This window comes from endosymbiont of Bathymodiolus septemdierum str. Myojin knoll (assembly GCF_001547755.1).
GTDB lineage: Bacteria > Pseudomonadota > Gammaproteobacteria > PS1 > Pseudothioglobaceae > Thiodubiliella.
Map to the genome: position 1 here is coordinate 160,671 of NZ_AP013042.1, position 19,930 is coordinate 180,600.

Here is a 19,930-nt window from a genome sequence, read left to right on the forward strand (position 1 = left end):
CCCTTAGTGTTTGAAATGGCGCATATCAGTGAAGACCATGGCGATGCCGTGTTCGTTGGCAGCTTTAATAGTTTCGTCGTCACGCATTGAGCCACCAGGTTGGATAATGGCTTTGATACCTGCTTCTGCGGCGGCGTCGATGCCATCTCTGAATGGGAAGAAGGCGTCGGATGCCATGACGGAACCTTCGACCACTAAATTTTCATCGGTAGCTTTGATACCAGCAATCTTGGCAGAATAGACGCGGGACATTTGTCCTGCGCCGATGCCGATGGTCATTTGGTTTTTAGCATAAACGATGGCGTTTGATTTAACGGTTTTTGCAACTTTCCAGGCGAACATTAAATCATTCATTTGCGCTGAAGTTGGCTGAACTTCACTAACGCATTTTATATCGTCAGCTGTAATTACGCCAAGGTCTTTGTCTTGAACTAACAAACCACCTGTGACGCGCTTGTAGTCAAGAGATGGCTGGGCTTTGCTTAAATTGCCACACTCTAAGGCACGAACATTTTGTTTGGTTGATAATACGGCTTTGGCATCATCATCCACACTTGGGGCAATGATGACTTCGACAAATTGACGCTCAATAATGATTTCTACGGTCTTTTTGTCAAGATTGCGATTGAAGGCGATGATGCCACCAAATGCAGAAGTGGGGTCGGTTTTGAAAGCATCGTCATAAGCATCAAAAATATTGTTACGAACGGCAACACCACAAGGGTTAGCATGTTTAACAATCACACAGGCAGGCTCGTTAAAACTACGAACGCATTCCAAGGCGGCATCTGCATCTGCCATATTATTGAATGACATTTCCCTACCTTGGAATTGCGTTGAAGATGCTACGCAAGCCTGAGTAATGTTATTTTCAACATAGAAAGCTGCATTTTGATGCGGATTTTCACCGTAACGCATTGATTGCACTTTGTGGAATTGCAAGTTTATTGTGTTTGAAAAGCCCCCTTCACCTTTGCCTAAATAGTTAGCAATTGCACCATCATATTGGGCGGTGTGTTCGAAAGTTTTTAAGGCTAATTTGACTCTAGTGGCTAATGAAGTGTCGCCGTTTTCGGTAATTTCATCCATTACTATTTGGTAGTCAGATGCGTCAACGATAACGGTTACTGAGGCGTGGTTTTTGGCGCTTGAACGCAACATTGCTGGGCCCCCAATGTCAATATTTTCAATTGCATCTTCTAAGGTGCAATCTGGGTTGGCAATGGTTTCCTGGAAAGGGTAAAGGTTAACCACGACTAAATCGATTGGACTGATGTCATTTTCTGCCATAACCGCTTCATCAATGCCACGACGCGCTAAAATGCCACCATGGATTTTTGGGTTTAAAGTCTTTACCCGACCTGCCATCATTTCTGGGAAGCCAGTGTAATCCGATACTTCGATAACAGGGATATTATTGTCGGCTAATAATTTTGCTGTACCACCTGTGGATAGGATTTCGATGTTTTTACTGGCTAATAATTTTGCCAATTCAAGTACACCTGTTTTATCAGAAACACTAATTAATGCGCGATTTATCATTTTTAATCTCTTAAAGTTTATAAAGCTCAATTTTCTTTTTAAGTGTGCCGCGATTCATACCTAAAATCCTGGCGGCTTCACTCTGGTTTTGCCCAACTTTATCTAACACGAATTTAAGGGTAATCGATTCACCTTCATTCATCACCATTTTGTGTACGCCAGTCGCTTTTTCGCCTTTTAATTGGGAGAAATAGTGCTCTAATTTTGCGTTAATGCAAGCGGGTAAATCAGTCGAGTTCATGGATGCAATTTTTGAAGTGTTGATGTTGTTGTTTAGAAGTGTCAATTTTACTAATTTTTGCCCAACAAGATTGAGGTTTATCTGAAAAATATTGTAAATACCAAAGAATGTGTTTTCTGGCAATGCGCACGCCCAATCCTTCGCCGTAAAAAACATGAATTTGCTGAATGTGCTCAATGGCAGTTTGTTTTTTTACGGTTAATGCAATCGGTTTGGCGTGTGTATTTGTTTTTAAATAATGGTCAATTTCTCTGATAATCCATGGGTTACCTTGCGTCGCTCTACCGACCATAACGCCACTTGCCCCTGTTTCGTCTAATATGCGTTTGGCTTTTTCAGCGGAAGTAATGTCGCCATTGGCAATCACGGGGATAGTGACTTGTGAGACTACTTGGGCAACGGTATCGTATTCGGCTTTTCCGTTATATTTATCCGCACGGGTTCTGCCATGGATACTGAGCATTTGAATGCCAGCTTCTTGGGCGATTTGGGCGATGGTTGGCGCGTTTTTGTTTTCACGGTTCCAACCGGTGCGTATTTTCAAAGTCACGGGTACATCAACGCTACTGACAACTGAATTAAGGATGTTTTCGACTAGGGCTTCATCTTGCATAAGTGCCGAACCTGCGGCTTTGTTACATACTTTCTTGGCGGGGCAGCCCATATTAATATCGATAATATCAGCACCAAATTCAACGGCTTTTTGTGCGGACAAGGCTAATTCTTTGGCTTCAGATCCTGCAATCTGAATGCTAATCGGGGCAGATTCCCCTAAAAAATCCAAGCGCTGTTTGGTTTTATTAGTATTGAGTAAATGTTGTTGGATTACCACCATTTCGGAAGTCGTTAGTGCCGCACCTTGCGCTCGACATAGCATTCTAAATGGTTTGTCACTGGTGCCTGCCATCGGTGCCAATAACACCTGAGAGTTGAGTTGGTAGGGGCCGATTTGAATCACTTGGATTTTCTAAACTTTTCTTTGAGTCTTTGTTGTTTAAGTTTAGAAAGATAATCAACGAATAAAATACCTTTCAAGTGGTCAAGTTCATGCTGAATGCAAACGGCCAATAAATTGCGCGCCTCTAAGGTGAAGGACTCGCCATTTTCATTAAGGGCCTCAACCACAACATGGTTAAATCGTTCAACATCTGCGTAATAACTGGGTATCGATAGACAGCCTTCTGAATGTGTTTCTTTACCCCCTTTCTCGATAATTTTTGGGTTGATAAAACACAATGGATGTTTTGCTTCAAGTGGTTTTTTTGTTTTACTTTCACGCTTTTTTAACAACAGTTGGTAGTCTTCCCCTGAATCCGGTACATCCATCACTACAATTTGCATATGACGGTCAACTTGCGTGGCAGCTAAGCCAATACCATCTTCGGCGTACATGGTTTCAAACATATCGGCAACTAAGGCTTTGATGCTGGCATTCACCGTTTCAACTTTGATGGCTTTGGTGCGTAAGCGCTTGTCTGGGAATTTTAAAATAGGCAATATCATAGTTTTATAGTAGTATTTTTAATAATATCGGATGTATTTGGGTAATCTATATTGTAATGTAAACCACGACTTTCTGTTCTTGAAATTGCAGATTTAACAATAATTTGTGCTGTAGTAATGAGGTTTCTGAGTTCAATTAAGTCACTTGAAATCAGGTATGAGCGGTAATATTCATCCACTTCATTTTGGATTTGTGTCAGACGCATTTGTGCGGTGTGTAGGCGTTTGTTGCTGCGAACAATGCCGACAAAATTCCACATAATACGCCTGATGTCATCCCATAAATGCGATACCATTACTTTTTCTTTAGACAGGCTTACCTTTGATGCATCCCAATTGTCAAAGTCTGGGTAAGGTTGTTTAAAGGGTTGTTGATTAATGTGCTGAGCACAAGTTTTAGCAAATACAATACATTCCGACAAGGAGTTGCTTGCCATGCGGTTAGCCCCATGAACGCCAGTATGAGCGACTTCGCCAACGGCATATAAGTTGTTTAAATTACTTCGTGCATTAAGGTCAGTTTGAATACCACCACAGGTGTAATGGGCAGCAGGGACGACGGGAATAGGTTGCTGAGAAATATCAATACCAAATGAAGCGCATTTGTCATCAATGGTTGGAAAATGTGCTTGTATCCATGCTCTTTCTTTGAAGGAGATATCCAAATAAACACAATCAAATCCATTTTCTTTCATTTCTGAATCGATTGCTCTGGCGACGATATCGCGAGGTGCGAGTTCGAGGCGGTCGTCATATTTATGCATAAATGCATCGCCGTTCGGTAGGGTAAGTTTGGCGCCTTCACCGCGCAGGGCCTCTGAAATTAAAAACGATTTTGCATGCGGGTGATATAGGCAAGTTGGGTGGAATTGTGTGAATTCCATATTGACAATGTTGCATTGCGCACGGTATGCCATGGCGATACCATCGCCTGTTGAGGTATCTGGATTGGAAGTATAAAGATAGGATTTAGAGGCGCCACCTGTGGCAATAACAGTTTGGTGAGCGATGAAATTTTCAACTTTATGGCTGGACTTGTTGAGCACATAGGCGCCATGGCACTGATTATTTTTTGTCAATAAATCAACGGCAATAAAGTTTTCAAAAAGGTGGATATTGTCTTTTTTTCTAACACTTTTTAATAAGTTCATCTGAATAGATTGCCCAGTTTTATCTGCGACATGGGCAACACGCCTGTTGCTATGCCCACCCTCAGTGGTTAGATGGTAGCGGTCTTTTTCTTGCGTAAAAATAACACCAGCTTGTTCTAAAGATTGAATCGCATCTGGCGCGTGTTCTACCATAAAACGAATAACTTTTTCATCACCCAAATGACAACCTGTTGATAGCGTATCGCTAATATGGGATTGGAAATTATCAGCAATGTCTAATACTGCCGAAACCCCCCCTTGTGCGTAATAAGAGCTACCCTCTAACAATTTATCTTTGGCAATTAAGGCGACGGACAAGTCGTTAGAGAGTTGTAAGGCACTCATTAGCCCTGCACTGCCCGTGCCAATAATTAGAACATCAAAGTGTTGTTGTGCAGACATTAGTTTGATGGCTCGTTCGCTTAGATTTTTGGCTTAACCATTAAAATTAATTTTGGTAACAAAGTTAAGTTGGCAAGTAGTGCACTAATCATTGCAATCGCCGTGAACACGCCAAAATAAATACTAGGGATAAAGTTTGAAAGTGCCAAAATTAAAAAGCCCAAAGTGACAGTGATAGAGGTATAGAACATAGCCAAACCGATAGAATTATGCGAGCGATACATGGTGGCAAGGTAGTCCTTGTCTTTTTGAAATTCCTCTTGAAAACGATGAATGTAATGAATAGCATTGTCAACACCAATACCAATAGCAATTGCTGAAATAGTAATGGTCATCAAATCCAGTGGAATATTCATCAGACCCATAATGCCTAAAATAAAGAGTGATGGCAACATATTTGGAATGATTGCTAACAGCGAAAGCGTAAAAGATTTAAAGATAAATAAAAACATAATAAAAATCATTGCAAACACCACAGCAATGGTTTTTATCTGTGAATCAAATAAACTTTGTAGCATATTGTTATACAGCACCAGCATACCTGTGGTGTGGAAAGTATCCTTTTTAAAGCCAATATCTTTGCTGATAAAATGTTCAATTTTCTCAATTAATGCTGCGCGTTTAAGTTCTGTATTGGTCTCACGAATGCGAATAACCATGCGTAATTGACCGCTGTCTTCGGAGAGGTATGGGTCGATTATCTGCGTTCTAGCAGCGCCTGAAATCTGATTCTTAATAATATTTAAGAAGAAGCCATTGGGCAGGGTATTATCATTTGCTTGTGCCAATATTTGCATCAGTGTGTCAATGGAAAGCACCTTGCCAGTCTCATTAAGTGAGTCTAAATATTGATGAATTTTATGAATATCAACCCGTAAATCTTCGTCATACCAATAGTCTTCTGCTAAATCATCAAAGACGATTTCTAGTGGAATGGTGCCACCGAGTTTTTTATCAATCAAGGTTAAACCTTGATTGATTTCAGTACTTTCTTTGAAGTAATCAATAAAACGATTTTCAACACTTAATTTGCTAATGCCTACCGCTGAGATGCCAATAAATAAAACTAAAACGATTAATAAGTGGTTGCCAAATTTCTCAGTAAAGCTTGCTAAACTATTAGTGATGCCTAATTCAGTATTAAAGGTTTGAATTTTTGCCTTAGGTAAAAAACTCATTATTATCGGGAAGATAATAAATGACAAAACCAAAGCAATGGTAACACCAATTGACATCATCCAGCCGAAATCAATGACTGGTCTGATGCCACTAATTAGTAGGGAGCCAAAGGCGGCAATTGTTGTTAGTGTCGTGAATAAACACGGCTTGAGCATTTGTTCCAAAGTGGTTTTAATCAGTGTTATATAATCTAAATCAGGGTCATTCTGTGCCAATTCTCGATAACGCACCACCAAGTGAATGGTCACTGAGAGTGTCATTACCAGTAGTAATGAGAAGAAATTACTGGAAATAACTGTGACTTTCCAACCTAAAAACGCCAGTACGCCTGTCATCGTTAATGCGCCAGTAATACTGATACCAATCGGTATCAATACCCAGCGAATACCTTTAAAAATGAAAGCCAAGATAAGTGTCATTAAGCCAATAACGGCAATACTGAAGACCACTAAATCACTGCTAATATAACTAATGATATCGGTGGTAATCATTGGTAAGCCACCTAAGAATAACCCTGCTTTATCACGATATTTACCGATGGTAGTGCGAATTTCTGCAATCGTTTTTGCCTGTAAATCACTTTGGGTTGTTGCATCTTGCAATACTTGTTTTTCAAGGCTGATTAACTGTGTTAATTCTTCTGTGGAGAGTTCGTTATTTGCTCTTTGAATGCGCATCGTATTGCGTTTTTGACGTCGTTGTGCAAAAACTTCATTACCCTTAAGGGTGATTAAAATCGCACTGGTTTTACCGTCTTTACTGACTAAATTATCTGCATACAATGGCGATGTTTTAAATTCCTCGAGGGCAAGTACAAGATTGGCATTACCGTTATCAATAGAGATATTTTTAGAGGCTAACTCTGTTAGTGACAAGGGTGGAGATTGAAATAAAGGTACATCTAAAATAGTGGTCACTGCTTTAACTTGATCAACGGTTTTCAGGTCTTTTCTGAAACGCGCTAAATGCTCAAGTTGTTCAGGAGCAAGAAGATTGTCTTTAACTTGGTAACTGATGATTAAATAATCATCAGAGCCATAATTCTTTTTGATGTTTTCATAATAACGAAGATTGTTATCTCCTTCTAAAACTAAAGAGTCTGAGGAGGCATCCAATTGAAAATTGGGAATTTGCAATATAAAAAACCCAAGCACAAATAATAACAATACAATGCTATAGCCTGATTTTTTTAACACAAAGTTATAAAAATATTTCATTTCAAGTTTTTTTTAAAATTCAAATTTTTCTATAGATTCTAAGCCTCGCATCGTATCTAAGTGTGTTTCAAATAGAGATTTGGTGACCCATTCGTGCTCACTGATACGCGTAATTAATTTTGCTTGCATTGCATTGCCCACACCTTCAATGACAAAAATGCGACCACCAACATTCAACAAATGGAAATAACGACCTGTGATTTTTGGTACCGAACTGCCAACGATAACCACATCAAAAAAGTCATTGGACTGCCAACCTTCAGATGCATCACCCACTTCAAGCGATACATTATTAATACCTAATTCTTTAATTTTTGCCCCTGCACTTTGGCTAAGTTCTTCATCGATCTCAACGCTAGCAACAGATTTACATAGCTTTGAAATCACTGCAGTCAGATAGCCACTGCCTGTGCCAATTTCTAGAACTGTCTCGTTTTTCTGGATATTAAGCGCATCCAGTAAGCGACCCTCAATTTTAGGGCTGAACATTTTTGCTTTATTCGTTAAAGGAATTTCAATATCTGCAAAAGCTAAATTCTGATACGCCGTAGGTACAAAAACCTCTCTTGGTGTGCCCATCAACGCATTATTGGCAATGTAATTCAATCCACCCCAAGGGCGAATTTGCGAATCAATAGCATTTTGTCTTGCTTGTTGTATATTATCCATATCAATCTTTTTGTTAAAAACAATGCTTGTAATTTTAATATATTTATTAAGGTCTAACGCGTAAAAACACAGGATATTTAAATTTTCCTTTTTTCGTTAAGTCATAATATTTAAAAGTAACGCTAGTACCAATAGTAGGTGGGTTTTCACGCTGAACATCTGTAAATCCTGACCCAATTTTAACCATTGTACCATCTTTGGTTTTACATAATGGTGAACCCATCTTGTCCGTGTATTTTCCTTTGCCAGGCAAAATTTCTGTTACCACACACTCCGTATCGAAATATTGTTTCACTTTAAGTGCCGAGCTCAATCTACCTGTTTGATAAGCAGTATTTGGGTTTCTCACCACTACGCCTTCACCACCTTTATGTACAATATCACGCAAAAATTTCTTAACTTGATTTTGATGGGTAATCGGATATTGTTTAATAATTTTAATCGGCGTATTCGCTTGATTTTTTAAATAATTGCGTAAAACCTTCAATCTATTCAACAATCCACCATCTTGATTTGGCACTTCAAAAATTTGATGACTAATTTTATGCCAGCGTTCATCAGGATTTTTGCGTCTAACAATACTACTAATTTCTTCAAAATTCCCACGCTTCGTCCATAATTCACCGTCAATCGAAAATGGCGGATAATTCTCAACAAACCAATCAGGTGCCATAATTTGTTGACCACCACGCGTTAATAATTGTTCCCCATTCCAAAAACCTCTTATCCCGTCAAGCTTTTCACTCTTCACCCAACCCACAACAGACTTTTTATCATCATAAGTTTTGAGTAGAAATAAATCTGGCTTATTTACCGCTAACAACAAACTCGGCAAACACAACAAACACAATATTTTGATTATTGTTTTCACATCTTTAAACTAATCGATATTTTTGCGTTGGGCTATTGGGTTTATCTGGTTGCGTCATTTCAATTAAGTTATTAGATATTGCAGGTAATAAATAGCGTTGACGAAAATTCTTAGCATCTTTTAATGATAAGACAAGCATTAATTCTTTTTTGCTCATCTCGCCATTTATGATTAAAATCAGCCGCTTTACTTGGGGGCTTACTTGAGGGGTTACTTGGTGGGTATCCTTATTGCAATTATCAAGAATTATCGTATTTTTTTGTGGTTATTCACGGTTTTTTTTAACCATTACCTTTCTTTAAGTTACAACTAGCACATAAAGTTTGCCCATTTTCTATAGTTGTTTTTCCACCTTTTGAATGAGGGATAATATGGTCAGCATGCATATCTTTAAACTCAATTCCACACCCGCATTGTTTGCATTTTTCATTATCTCTACGCCACATGACTATTTTTTGATTTGCATCAAATGCCCTTTGAGCATCCTTGGTTTCTAAATTCATAATTTCTCTAAATAATTTATGTGTATAAACCTCATTTCTAATTTTTATATTTCTACGCACCCCACCTGCTTTGAATGCATCAATATAATCATACAAATCTTTTGCCCAAGTATCATTTTGTTCTATCAATTCTGACGGGTCTTCAACACTTCTTCTTTCTTGCTCAAAACCAACATAAAAAGCTGCAAAATCTTGTTTTTTATTATTTGTGATATACTCTCTTGAAAGTAGTGAAATCAATAAATAAAAATCAATGAATCCCCATTGAACATTTAATTCTGGCACAACTTCATCAAATGCATCAAAAATAAAATTAAGTATTTTTTTAATGTTTTTTGCTTCTTTAGACTCAACATCAAAATTTACATTATTCTGATACATTTCTTTTAAATTTTTAGCTTTAATATCCGTCTCACCACCTGCTAATTCTAAGCAAACTACATGTGCCAACCAGTCTGCATATTTATATCTTTTATCTTCTACGGGAATAATTTGAAACACTTTATGAGTTGTTAATTCAGCAATAAAATCACGCATATTTCCCATAATAGCATTTCTATTTTCTGGAGCATTTAATGGCATTCCTTTTTGCAATCGTGAAAATAAATCTCTAATTTCTACATCAGAAGCATCTTCAATGAATACTACAGATAAAACATAAGCATCTAATTTATCTTTGGCATCAATTGGTAAATGTTCATGCTTTTTACCCGATAAATTCCCTATAGGTAAATTTATACTATCATCACCTAATGAATAATCATTATTATAATAACCCCAAATAGCTCTCAACCGTTGCTGTCCATCAATAACTTCATATTTATATTTATTGTTACTACTGTTAGTAAGGTAGATTTTAGGCATATCATAGCCTCGCAATATTGTATCTATCAATAGTTGTTTTTTCTTATCTGACCATACCTCGGGTCTTTGATATTGTGGTTTAGGATTAATTTCATTTTGCCTTCTACTGATTGAGATTAGTGGTAAAGGCTGAGGATTAATTTTCATGTTTCTTCCTTATAAATTGTTAGCAATTAATTTTATTTCTTCTCTATTTAACTCGGGAGTTTGAATTTCTATAGCCTTCCAAGCACTTAAATATGAGATTGTTTTAATGACATTGTTTAATTTTCCTTTTAAATTATTTTCATTTAAAAACAACAAAAGACCACCAAGCGTATTAATTTGGCTGATATAACTATCTTTTGAAAACATTCTTTCAGAAAAAACACCATAACTTGTTTCGTCAAAAATTGTTAGTATTTCCTCAAAATTCAAACTAATTTCGTTTGACATCTTGTTTGCCCAATTCCAACGCCAATACGCCTTACCCAAATAAAAATCATTAAACACAATTCGTTTTCCTCGAGGTGCTGGATTACCCATGGAGCGAAGAATTCTACGAACACAGTCATCTACTTTCTTGTTATCATCAGAAGTAATAGCACTATCAAGCATATAAATTCCCGTTTCATTAACGCCGTTTAAATTAGAAGCCAAATATTCAGGCTTGATACAATCATATTTAATCATATTGATAATCACATTACCCCAAAAACCACAATATCCCATATATTCTCGCTCTACTTTTTCAAAAGCATCCCAAATTATTTTTTGAGTATCTATTGGTGGAAATCTAAATTCCGCTTCGGTAAATTGATGGTCAAAATATATATTACCTCCCTCTATTATTATGTCTTTATCATTGATTAATTTTTCATTTAAATAATTTAAAAAATCTTTTTTACCATTTCTACAAATTTGTAAAAATTCTATTTGTTCATCAGACCCCTTATTATTTAAAAGACTTTTCCCAAAATTATTCCAAGCACTCTCATCAATTCTTTTATATTCAGTCATTTAGTTATCCTCCTTATTTAAGGCTTCAATATCATAAGGTATCATTTTTGTGGCAGCAAAACTTGGATTGAAATCATTTTCATTTTCCCAATCTTGTCCTGTCTGCTCCTTTACATTTTCCATATGCATTAACAACCCACTATGAATTGTCATCTGTTTTGTCTTTTATCTGATTCATATGAGCATAAACAGCACATAAAATTTGCGTAACAATTGATTGCCTCATTGCCATTTTTGTATCCATTATATTGCCTGAAAAGCCTTTATCCAATTCGTCATAAACATCTTGAGCACAAATAATTTTAATAGGCTGCTCCCCTTCTCCTTTATTTACATCAACAATAGTTCTAATAACACCATTGCTGTAACTTTCCTCCATATCTTTCCACATCAATGAAGATACATCACCACTGGTAAATTTTAATTTTGAATAATGTGCTATTCTTGCATAGGCGGGAATAGTAAATATTTCACCATTCCAAAAACCACTTAAACCAGAATTATTATCAACAGTAATTTTGACATCTTTAAAAATGATAATATTTGGTGTTATTTCAGGTGCGTAACGAAAATCAATATTTATTTCTTGTTTAGAAGTAATCTCTTTGGACTTATCATTATAATCAAAATCCTCACAAACAAACTTTTGTCTTTCGGCGTTATCTTTATAAAACAAAGCCACAGAAAATTTAGCCTTTTTATCTTTTATAAGTTGAGAAATAAAGGAATTTCCCTTAAGTGTATGAGTAATGTAGAGCTTTCTATTATTTTGTGCTTGTGTTGCCTCTACAACATAAGAAATACCATCTAAAAAATCACCGCCACCATTTTTTAAAACTGGGAAACTTAATATTAAATCATCAGTCATTATTTACTCCTTTGTTTTAAGCCTAAAAATGGCCTTAGAGCCACACTAATATCTTTGATATTTTTCGGTTTTTTGATTGTAGCTTCTACGCTATAAGTCTGTGCCTCTGACAATGTTCCTAATTTAATTTGGGTTTTGTCTGCTTCTTGTTTTTCAATATTTCCATCCTCTTGTTCTACTTCCACAAACTCTGGTATTTCTATATCCACCCCATCTATCGACAAACTAATAAAATCTAAGGCGTTTCCACTTTCATCATTGTCTTTATCTTGTGCTAAACTCATTGATAAATAAACCTCATCTTTTGCTTCAATTTTTTGTGGCGTTATATTTAATTCAATATCGATAGTGCCTCCCTTATCTTTCATTCTCATTGAATTTTTTGCCTCTAAATATCTACTAACAATGATAGGTGCCGGTCGTTTTTTACCTTTATTGGTCGTTTTTACTTTGTTGATAGGTGGCTTTGGCTTATTAGCATTAGGCTTAGCTTTGGGTGTTTGACTCCTAGGTCGACTAGTATTTGAACCCTGTGCTTCAGCCTTATTTGGAATTTCCAATAAAGGCATTGACACTAAAGATCCACTTCTATCTCTTGCTTTTAAAAAGATTTTATTTTTTCGCTTAACTCTTTCAGTAATGCTTTTAGCTGTTTTTCATCTTTTTTAATAAGACGATTTTTTTCTAATTTATTATGATATGGATTTTCTGCCCCTTTGATTAGTTCAAATAATTTAGGACATTCTTTATCATCAACATTAATTACCACTGAAAATGGTTCAAAGTCTTCATTTTTTCTAAGACTGTTTATTTCATTAGCAAGCATTTTGTCATGTCTAGCAATTAGCATACCATTTCTAATCAAGACAATAACTGAATTGGCTTCAATATTATTTCTAATATGAACACAAACCTCGTCACCATTATCTAAATCAATTTTTGATTTGTGGTTATTATTTTTAACCGCTAGCCACGCTTGATAAACATCACTACCGCATAAGATGTTGCCATCCATTGCTCTTGTATTATCTTGATTTTTTTCTAACAATCTATCAATATCACTTTTATCAATAGTGTCATGGTCAATCTTTACTATTAATTCTTGCTTGTTGATGGCATAGAAAAAATTACTAACAATAGCGTAATTTGCCTCTTTATCCCATTCTTTGTTTAACCCTAAAATCGCCACCATTGAACCAGTAGCTTCCAATTTATCCATTTTATTTTGAATAAAACTGGGGTATATTGTCGGAAAAATAAATTTTGGTTTGTTCTCATTCTCTGGAATACTTTTTAAAATTCTGCCAGTAGCTCCTCGAGTTGCGTCATCGTCTTCGAAACCAGCCAAAATTGGTGTACCGCTAAATAAAGTTTTAATAACCTCGTCGTTGTTTTTGTATTTACTAGCATATAAGACATAACGAAGAGATGATAAAAAATAAGGCGATAAATGCCCAACACCAAACGAACCACCAGACCCTTCGCTAGACTTTACACTTCTTTCACCAATTAGACCGTTCAATATATCGGGTGACATGCCTTTACCATTATCAACAAACATTAAAATTTTTAATTTATCTTTTCCTAATTCTTGCTGAATGGTATTTACTATTTGCTCTGCATTATGATTATAACTATCTACACTTTTGTGGAATTCAATTGCTGTATTTAAGGTGTCTTCATAGTCTTTTATGTGCGGAATAGTGGTCTTATTAATACTTTCAATATAAATATTTATCTCACATTTGTTATTGTCCGCATCTTTAGAAGCGTCTAAACTATTTTGTAATAATTCTCTAATAGGATTAGCGTATCCACTCTTTTTATCAGCTAATTTCTTAGAAGTAAAGCCCTCAGTTTCGCCTGTTCTAAAATACAATTTTGACATTTTTTTATTCTCCTTTTAATCGGTGCAGTTACACGGAATAGCACTATCTAACTTTAATAATTCTGGATCAATTTTTTCGCCACTATCAACTTTCTTTTTAATGTCTTCAAAAACAAACTTATTAATACCGCCAAAAAAACCCACAAATTTAGTGTTTTCTTTAGTAATAGGCCTGCCCTCTGCAACTAAATCACGACTATATTTTTTTTCTATATTTATCCACCAGTCTATGCTTTCTGGCGTGTCTTTGTCAATATTTTTTTCCAATTGCAAAGTGGCAATCTGCTGTAATTTCGCTTTGCTTTTAAGTGGGCAATAAAGACAATTAGAAAAAAGCCCTGTATTGGATAATTTTAAATTAAAGTTTTGTCGCTCCCAAAACTCTATTACTTGTTCTTGAGTAATATTATTATCAACCAATGGGGCGTAAATACTTTCACCATGAGGTTGGTTAAATAATGATTTTCCTTGATTTTCTTGAGCTTCATCAATTCTATTTTCAATTTTAGTTATTCGTCTTTGCTCATCGTTTCTAATACCTAGGACTGATACATAATCCACTGCTAAATCACCATATAATTGTGCTTTATTACCAATAACACTTTCTACCAAGTCTTCATTGTCAATGATGATATTTGCTTTTGTCCAATCCTGCCAAAACTGTTTTTCTCTAACAAACGCACAACTTCTAACAAATTCTTTTTTAGACAGCAAGATAGCCTCTGGAACGCTACCGCCATTCTTTTTATGTATTTTTTTAACATCATCATCTGACATTTTAGGATTTTTACCATAATGCCCTAATCTCTCAATACCTTGTTTTTGTGCAAACCAGTCACTTAAAAAAGCATTAGTGATAAAAATTTTCATTGATATAGTGCAAATTCTAGACACCATACTTGGTAAAAATCCGCCAAGTGAAATCATTTCTTCAAATACTTCTCCCTTATAACGATAACCGCCAAGATTATCTTGACTAAGAGGTTGGTCATTAACTAATTTATAAGAAGGTTTTCTTGACCATTGATAAGTACCACTTGAATCCTCATAAGTTTGGTATTCAATCCAAAAAAATGGAATATTATATTGCTCCTCTGACATTTTTTTCATTTGTCGAGTAAATTCATAAGTAGCAGAATGTTCAGCAGAAGTATTATTAAAGATAATGATATCACCTCGTTTTGGATCAAGCTGACCTTCTTCAAGTAGATTCATCAACATCATGCCTGACGACCTACCCCCTGAGAATTTAACAATGTGTGGCTTATTATTCATCGTTTTTGCCTAAACTATTTGGATTTAAAAAGTTGTTGTCATTAACAATTTTTTTCGTAGTTTTTTGTTCTAATTCTTTTCTAGCATTTTTGGCGATACTACCGCCTTTCTTGGCAGATTCTTTGTTTTCATTAAAGCCAATTGCACCATCACTTTGTGCAATTTGGCGGGTGGACAATTCTGCTAAAGCGGTAAAAAGTAATTCTGCTTCGCTCATATGGTCGCGCAAGTTTTGAGTGTCTAAATTTTTAAGTGCTTTGTGTTCTTTGACTGATAGATCGCTCCATTCAGAGTGAATAATGTTAGTAAGTGTTGCAAATTCTAAGCCTGTTTTAACTTCATTTTCTTGCCAATAATCCGTAAGTTTGTTACGGGTTTCTTGCCCGCTCATTCTCTTTTCAATCCATTTTTTACTTCTGCCTGCTTTCTGCCAATTTTCTCTAGCGCGATTAAGCGACTGTTCAGGGTCGGTGATTTCTTGGATTCTCTCGTTGCCTACTTTTGCAAGCCAAAGTTTAATTGGTTCGGCTTTTTTACTGGGGACGGACTGGATAATTCTAAAAAGGGTTTGGGTGTCTGCCACATCGGTGAGATATTTTTTACCATCTGCTGCCGGTAATTTCAGTTGGTCACAATTTGTGACCAACTGAGAGTTTTCTTTGTTTAGTCTTTCTTTAAGGGTGCTCCAATAAGATTTTGCTTTTTTGTAGTTATGCTGTTCAGTCAAAACTGCGACAATATCAATCACTGAGAAAAACCATTTCTCTTGTTCTTTATCAAAATGACGGCGGATTTTAAAATCTTCAAACAGTTGTGGAGCTCTTGTGATTTTTTCAGCCATTATTATCTTTTCTTCGGTGGCAGTAAGTCGGTAATCGTGCCTTCTGCCATTTCAACGGCGAAAGCAGTAGTTTCGCTGAGGGTTGGGTGGGCGTGGATGGTGAGTGCAATGTCACTCATATCGCAGCCCATCTCAATGGCAAGGGTGGGTTCGGCGATGAGCTCACCTGCGTTAGTACCGCAGATGCCCATGCCTAAAATACGGTGTGTGTGTTTGTCGAATAGGGCTTTGGAGATACCTTCACTTCTGCCGATACTTAAACTTCTTCCTGAGGCTGCCCATGGAAATTTTCCGACTTCATAATCAATACCTTCTGCTTTTAATTCTTTTTCAGTTTTACCTGTCCAGGCGACTTCTGGGTCGGTGTAGGCGACTGAGGGGATGGTCAATGCATCAAAGCCTGATTTGTGTCCACAGATAACTTCAGCAGCCACTTTGGCCTCGTGAACGGCTTTGTGGGCGAGCATAGGTTGGCCGACGATGTCGCCGATGGCGTAGATATTTTCTACATTGGTTTTCATTTGTTTATCGACTTTGATAAAGCCCCAGTCGTCAACATTAACACCTGCTTTATTGGCGTCAATTAGTTTGCCATTTGCACTGCGACCAATGGATACCAAGACTTTGTCAAAAGTATCTGTTTCTGGTGCATTTTTGCCTTCAAAGCCGACTTTTATGCCGTCATTTTGTGCGTCCATACTGGTAACTTTGGTGTTTAGAAAGATATTTTCGTATTGCTTTTTAATGCGTTTAAATAGTGGGGCAACAATGTCTTTATCGGCCGCTGCAATCAGTTGGTCTGACAATTCTACCACCGTGATTTCACTGCCTAATGCCGCGTAAACCGTTGCCATTTCCAGTCCGATGATACCACCACCAACGACCAATAAGCGTTTTGGCACACTGTCTAATTCTAAAGCATCGGTTGAGTCCATTACGCGTGGGTCGTCGAATGGAAAAGCAGGGATTTTACTAACGCGAGAGCCTGCGGCAATGATACACTGTTCAAATTCAACGATTTCGTCACTGCCCTCAATAGCAATTTGGGTGTTGGAAATGAATTTCCCGTAGCCTTTGACTACTTTCACTTTTCTTGCATTTGCCAAGGCTTTAATGCCATCTGTTAATTTAGCAACCACGGCATCTTTGTTCTTTCGTACGCCGTCAATGCTGATTTCTGGACTGCCGAATGTCACACCAAGATGTTTTGCTTCTGCGGCTTCGTTAATGATTTCTGCGGTGTGAAGTAAAGCTTTTGAAGGGATGCAGCCGACATTTAAGCACACGCCACCCAAACTTTCATAGCGTTCAATTAGCACCACTTGTTTGCCTAAATCTGCCGCGCGAAATGCAGCCGTGTAGCCTCCTGGGCCTGAACCAATAACAACAACTTGCGTTTTAATCATAATCTGCCTCGCGTAAGATTGTATTCAGTTGCGCCATAAAGCGACCACCCTGTGCGCCATCAATGACTCTGTGGTCATACGATAGGGCAAGCGGCAAGGTTAATTCGGGTGTGAAATTTTCGCCGTTCCAAATAGGCTTGTTAAATGAGCGAGAAACACCCAAAATTGCCACTTCTGGCGCATTGACAATTGGTGTAAATTGTGTGCCACCGATGCCACCAAGACTAGAAATGGTAAACCCTGCACCTTGCATATCAGCAGGTTTAAGTTTGCCATCACGAGCTTTTGCGGAAATTTCAGCTAATTCTGTGGCAAGTTCTTGCAACGATTTTTGTTCCACATCGCGAATCACAGGGACGACCAAACCATTCGGCGTGTCCATGGCAATGCCAAGATTAAAGTATTTTTTAAGGATTAAATGCTCGCCCGACTCATCTAAAGACGCATTAAATCGTGGATGTATTTGCAATGCTTGCACCACGCCTTTCATAATAAAGACTAACGGGGTTAGTTTTACGCCTGCGGCTTTTTGCGCTTGTCGGTAGACTTCCATTTTGTCAATATTAACTTCGTCAAACTGCGTGACATGCGGTATATTTAACCAGCATGCCGTTAAATGTTTGCCTGATAATTTGTTGATTCTTGAAAGCGCCAAGGTTTCAGTTTCGCCGAATTTAGAAAAATCAATAACAGGTGTTTTTGGTAAGGCACCGCCTGTGCCACCCGATAACATAATTTGTTTAACATAACCTTTTAGGTCATCTTCCAACACCCTGCCTTTTTGCCCTGTGCCCGATACATTTGACAAATCAACGCCCAATTCACGCGCCAATTTACGAATAGAAGGTGAGGCGTGAGAAGTGCCTTTTGGCATATTTGACACAGATTGGTCAAAGGTTTTCGGTGTGGGTTTCTGGGTGGGCGTTGTATGTGTCGGTGCGGTGACTGGTGTTGGTGTTTGCTCGGCAGGGCTTCGTGTTGGCGTTGAAGCACCTGTGCTTTCTATGTTTAAAATTAAATCGCCCAACTTAATTTTATCACCCAAAGCAACTTTAATATCAAGCACTATGCCCGCAAGTGGCGTTGGGATTTCCATAGAAGCTTTATCACTTTCAAGGGTAATAATACCGTCTTCTTCGGACAACTCATCGCCGACATTGACCAAGATTTCAATAACTTCAACTTCGTCAAAATCGCCGATGTCGGGGACGACAACAGGCATGCTTTTTGGTTTAGTATTGACCACTTCTTCAATAACCTCAGCGTCCTTTTCTTCACTTTCGATGGATAAAATAATGTCGCCTTGTTTAATTTTGTCGCCAAGGCTAACTTTTATTTCGCTGATAATACCCGCTGAAGGGGCAGGAATTTCCATCGATGCCTTGTCGCTTTCAAGGGTTATTATGCCGTCATCTTCGGCGACTGTGTCGCCAATAGATACTAAAATCTCAATAACTTCAACTTCGTCAAAGTCGCCGATATCAGGTAAAGGTACATTTTTAATGTCAGACATAGGTCAAAATATAGTGCAATTTTAAAGTGGGTAATTATCGCATAAATATTACTGATAGCGTATTAAAAGTGGATAATATTCGCCTATGTTGAGAGCACTTGAAATTAATAACCTTACAAAAACTTATGCCAACAATTTTTATGCCTTAAAAGGGGTGAATTTATCGGTAACAGAAGGCGACTTTTTTGCCTTATTGGGTAGTAACGGCGCCGGAAAAACGACAATGATTGGCATTATTTGCGGATTATTAGAAAAAACAGCAGGTGAAATCAGCGTACTGGGACTCAATCAATCAAAAAATGTTGCCAAAGTAAAAGGGTTGATTGGCTTGATGCCACAAGAATTTAATTTCAATCCCTTTGAGCCGATTGAAGAAATTTTGATTAATCAGGCGGGTTATCACGGTATTGAACGCAGTGAGGCGAGAAAAAATGCTGAGATTTTGCTTAAACGCGTGGAATTGTGGGACAAACGCCGTGATATGGCGAAGTCGCTTTCGGGCGGCATGAAAAGGCGGTTAATGTTGGCAAGAGCGTTGATTCATCAGCCGAAAATTCTGATTTTAGATGAGCCAAGTGCGGGTGTTGATGTGGAAATCCGTCGTTCAATGTGGGCTTTTCTTAAAGAATTAAATCGGGATGGGATGACCATTATTTTGACCACGCATTATTTAGAAGAGGCAGAATCTCTGTGCCGAAATATTGCTATTGTTAATCAAGGAAAAGTGGTTGAACAGACCAGTATGAAGCAATTATTGACACAAATTTCGCAACAAGTGTTGATTTTAGAAAGTGCGGAAAAATTGACGGATATGCCAACAGATTTGGATTTTTCAATCACAAAATTAGATGAGTATTCTTTAGAGGTATTGGTAGAATCTGGCGTTAGCATTACTCAAATATTGCAAAATCTTGCGCAAAAAGGTGTTGAAATTACCCATGTGAAAAGTGCACAAAATCGCTTAGAAACTTTGTTTTTAAATTTGATTGAGAAATAAT

20 protein-coding genes are annotated in these 19,930 nt (G+C 37.3%); 1 reads left to right on the forward strand and 19 read right to left on the reverse strand.

Annotated features, from left to right (window positions below; all coding sequences use genetic code 11):
- Nucleotides 1–3: 3 nt before the first annotated feature.
- From purH to BSEPE_RS00875, 19 genes are read right to left on the reverse strand one after another with little or no spacing between them, the layout of a single operon-like run.
- Nucleotides 4–1,542, reverse strand: coding sequence for a bifunctional phosphoribosylaminoimidazolecarboxamide formyltransferase/IMP cyclohydrolase (gene purH / locus BSEPE_RS00790; RefSeq protein WP_066042640.1), 1,539 nt, complete (start codon nucleotides 1,540–1,542; stop codon nucleotides 4–6).
- Between the two features lie 10 nt (nucleotides 1,543–1,552).
- Nucleotides 1,553–1,783, reverse strand: a complete 231-nt coding sequence (locus BSEPE_RS00795; RefSeq protein ID WP_066042642.1) for a helix-turn-helix domain-containing protein — start codon at nucleotides 1,781–1,783, stop codon at nucleotides 1,553–1,555.
- A complete protein-coding gene (dusB, locus tag BSEPE_RS00800; protein WP_066045968.1) occupies nucleotides 1,770–2,690 on the reverse strand; it encodes a tRNA dihydrouridine synthase DusB in 921 nt (306 codons plus the stop codon). Before dusB ends, BSEPE_RS00795 begins: the two co-directional genes overlap by 14 nt.
- Before the next feature lie 47 nt (nucleotides 2,691–2,737).
- Entirely contained in the window at nucleotides 2,738–3,286 is a 549-nt protein-coding gene (gene def, locus BSEPE_RS00805) for a peptide deformylase (protein ID WP_066042645.1), read from the reverse strand.
- Nucleotides 3,283–4,839 (reverse strand): L-aspartate oxidase, encoded by a 1,557-nt coding sequence (gene nadB, locus BSEPE_RS00810; protein WP_066042648.1) that lies wholly within the window; start codon nucleotides 4,837–4,839, stop codon nucleotides 3,283–3,285. The genes def and nadB overlap by 4 nt, the downstream gene beginning before the upstream one ends.
- 20 nt (nucleotides 4,840–4,859) lie before the next feature.
- Entirely contained in the window at nucleotides 4,860–7,235 is a 2,376-nt protein-coding gene (locus BSEPE_RS00815; RefSeq protein WP_066042651.1) for an efflux RND transporter permease subunit, read from the reverse strand.
- A 12-nt stretch (nucleotides 7,236–7,247) separates the two neighbouring features.
- On the reverse strand, nucleotides 7,248–7,904 hold the full coding sequence (locus BSEPE_RS00820; protein ID WP_066042654.1) for a protein-L-isoaspartate O-methyltransferase family protein: 657 nt from the start codon (nucleotides 7,902–7,904) through the stop codon (nucleotides 7,248–7,250).
- Between the two features lie 46 nt (nucleotides 7,905–7,950).
- Nucleotides 7,951–8,775 carry a DNA ligase gene (locus tag BSEPE_RS00825; protein ID WP_231893505.1) on the reverse strand — a complete coding sequence of 275 codons (825 nt, stop codon included), beginning with the start codon at nucleotides 8,773–8,775 and terminating at the stop codon, nucleotides 7,951–7,953.
- A 4-nt stretch (nucleotides 8,776–8,779) separates the two neighbouring features.
- Nucleotides 8,780–9,025: a Fic family protein gene (locus tag BSEPE_RS08225; protein ID WP_331710351.1), complete on the reverse strand. Its 246-nt coding sequence runs from the start codon at nucleotides 9,023–9,025 to the stop codon at nucleotides 8,780–8,782.
- A 31-nt stretch (nucleotides 9,026–9,056) separates the two neighbouring features.
- On the reverse strand, nucleotides 9,057–10,289 hold the full coding sequence (locus tag BSEPE_RS08110; protein ID WP_066042658.1) for an HNH endonuclease family protein: 1,233 nt from the start codon (nucleotides 10,287–10,289) through the stop codon (nucleotides 9,057–9,059).
- 9 nt (nucleotides 10,290–10,298) lie between these two features.
- Entirely contained in the window at nucleotides 10,299–11,141 is an 843-nt protein-coding gene (locus tag BSEPE_RS00840) for a hypothetical protein (protein ID WP_066042661.1), read from the reverse strand.
- Nucleotides 11,142–11,294, reverse strand: coding sequence for a hypothetical protein (locus BSEPE_RS07940; protein WP_157059356.1), 153 nt, complete (start codon nucleotides 11,292–11,294; stop codon nucleotides 11,142–11,144).
- Nucleotides 11,281–12,009, reverse strand: a complete 729-nt coding sequence (locus tag BSEPE_RS00845; protein WP_066042663.1) for a hypothetical protein — start codon at nucleotides 12,007–12,009, stop codon at nucleotides 11,281–11,283. The genes BSEPE_RS07940 and BSEPE_RS00845 overlap by 14 nt, the downstream gene beginning before the upstream one ends.
- Nucleotides 12,009–12,578: a hypothetical protein gene (locus BSEPE_RS00850; RefSeq protein WP_066042666.1), complete on the reverse strand. Its 570-nt coding sequence runs from the start codon at nucleotides 12,576–12,578 to the stop codon at nucleotides 12,009–12,011. Before BSEPE_RS00850 ends, BSEPE_RS00845 begins: the two co-directional genes overlap by 1 nt.
- Nucleotides 12,579–12,610: 32 nt before the next feature.
- A complete protein-coding gene (locus tag BSEPE_RS00855) occupies nucleotides 12,611–13,897 on the reverse strand; it encodes a hypothetical protein (RefSeq protein WP_066042669.1) in 1,287 nt (428 codons plus the stop codon).
- Between the two features lie 15 nt (nucleotides 13,898–13,912).
- Entirely contained in the window at nucleotides 13,913–15,172 is a 1,260-nt protein-coding gene (locus tag BSEPE_RS00860) for an adenine nucleotide alpha hydrolase family protein (RefSeq protein WP_066042672.1), read from the reverse strand.
- A complete protein-coding gene (locus BSEPE_RS00865) occupies nucleotides 15,165–16,013 on the reverse strand; it encodes a BRO family protein (RefSeq protein ID WP_066042675.1) in 849 nt (282 codons plus the stop codon). Before BSEPE_RS00865 ends, BSEPE_RS00860 begins: the two co-directional genes overlap by 8 nt.
- A 2-nt stretch (nucleotides 16,014–16,015) precedes the next feature.
- Complete coding sequence (lpdA, locus tag BSEPE_RS00870) at nucleotides 16,016–17,419, reverse strand: dihydrolipoyl dehydrogenase (RefSeq protein WP_066042678.1); 1,404 nt, start codon at nucleotides 17,417–17,419, stop codon at nucleotides 16,016–16,018.
- Entirely contained in the window at nucleotides 17,412–18,932 is a 1,521-nt protein-coding gene (locus BSEPE_RS00875; protein WP_066042681.1) for a dihydrolipoyllysine-residue acetyltransferase, read from the reverse strand. Before BSEPE_RS00875 ends, lpdA begins: the two co-directional genes overlap by 8 nt.
- 85 nt (nucleotides 18,933–19,017) lie before the next feature.
- Between BSEPE_RS00875 and BSEPE_RS00880 the strand changes: the two genes are divergently transcribed.
- A complete protein-coding gene (locus BSEPE_RS00880) occupies nucleotides 19,018–19,929 on the forward strand; it encodes an ABC transporter ATP-binding protein (RefSeq protein WP_066042684.1) in 912 nt (303 codons plus the stop codon).
- Nucleotide 19,930 lies beyond the last annotated feature (1 nt).

Excerpts from the sequence above, each read along its gene's own strand:
- purH (WP_066042640.1), bottom strand. The coding sequence starts at position 1,542 with ATGATAAATCGCGCATTAATTAGTGTTTCTGATAAAACAGGTGTACTT.
- BSEPE_RS00795 (WP_066042642.1), bottom strand. The coding sequence starts at position 1,783 with ATGAACTCGACTGATTTACCCGCTTGCATTAACGCAAAATTAGAGCAC.
- dusB (WP_066045968.1), bottom strand. The coding sequence starts at position 2,690 with ATGGCAGGCACCAGTGACAAACCATTTAGAATGCTATGTCGAGCGCAA.
- def (WP_066042645.1), bottom strand. The coding sequence starts at position 3,286 with ATGATATTGCCTATTTTAAAATTCCCAGACAAGCGCTTACGCACCAAA.
- nadB (WP_066042648.1), bottom strand. The coding sequence starts at position 4,839 with ATGTCTGCACAACAACACTTTGATGTTCTAATTATTGGCACGGGCAGT.
- BSEPE_RS00815 (WP_066042651.1), bottom strand. The coding sequence starts at position 7,235 with ATGAAATATTTTTATAACTTTGTGTTAAAAAAATCAGGCTATAGCATT.
- BSEPE_RS00820 (WP_066042654.1), bottom strand. The coding sequence starts at position 7,904 with ATGGATAATATACAACAAGCAAGACAAAATGCTATTGATTCGCAAATT.
- BSEPE_RS08110 (WP_066042658.1), bottom strand. The coding sequence starts at position 10,289 with ATGAAAATTAATCCTCAGCCTTTACCACTAATCTCAATCAGTAGAAGG.
- BSEPE_RS00840 (WP_066042661.1), bottom strand. The coding sequence starts at position 11,141 with ATGACTGAATATAAAAGAATTGATGAGAGTGCTTGGAATAATTTTGGG.
- BSEPE_RS07940 (WP_157059356.1), bottom strand. The coding sequence starts at position 11,294 with ATGACAATTCATAGTGGGTTGTTAATGCATATGGAAAATGTAAAGGAG.
- BSEPE_RS00845 (WP_066042663.1), bottom strand. The coding sequence starts at position 12,009 with ATGACTGATGATTTAATATTAAGTTTCCCAGTTTTAAAAAATGGTGGC.
- BSEPE_RS00850 (WP_066042666.1), bottom strand. The coding sequence starts at position 12,578 with ATGCCTTTATTGGAAATTCCAAATAAGGCTGAAGCACAGGGTTCAAAT.
- BSEPE_RS00855 (WP_066042669.1), bottom strand. The coding sequence starts at position 13,897 with ATGTCAAAATTGTATTTTAGAACAGGCGAAACTGAGGGCTTTACTTCT.
- BSEPE_RS00860 (WP_066042672.1), bottom strand. The coding sequence starts at position 15,172 with ATGAATAATAAGCCACACATTGTTAAATTCTCAGGGGGTAGGTCGTCA.
- BSEPE_RS00865 (WP_066042675.1), bottom strand. The coding sequence starts at position 16,013 with ATGGCTGAAAAAATCACAAGAGCTCCACAACTGTTTGAAGATTTTAAA.
- lpdA (WP_066042678.1), bottom strand. The coding sequence starts at position 17,419 with ATGATTAAAACGCAAGTTGTTGTTATTGGTTCAGGCCCAGGAGGCTAC.
- BSEPE_RS00875 (WP_066042681.1), bottom strand. The coding sequence starts at position 18,932 with ATGTCTGACATTAAAAATGTACCTTTACCTGATATCGGCGACTTTGAC.
- BSEPE_RS00880 (WP_066042684.1), top strand. The coding sequence starts at position 19,018 with ATGTTGAGAGCACTTGAAATTAATAACCTTACAAAAACTTATGCCAAC.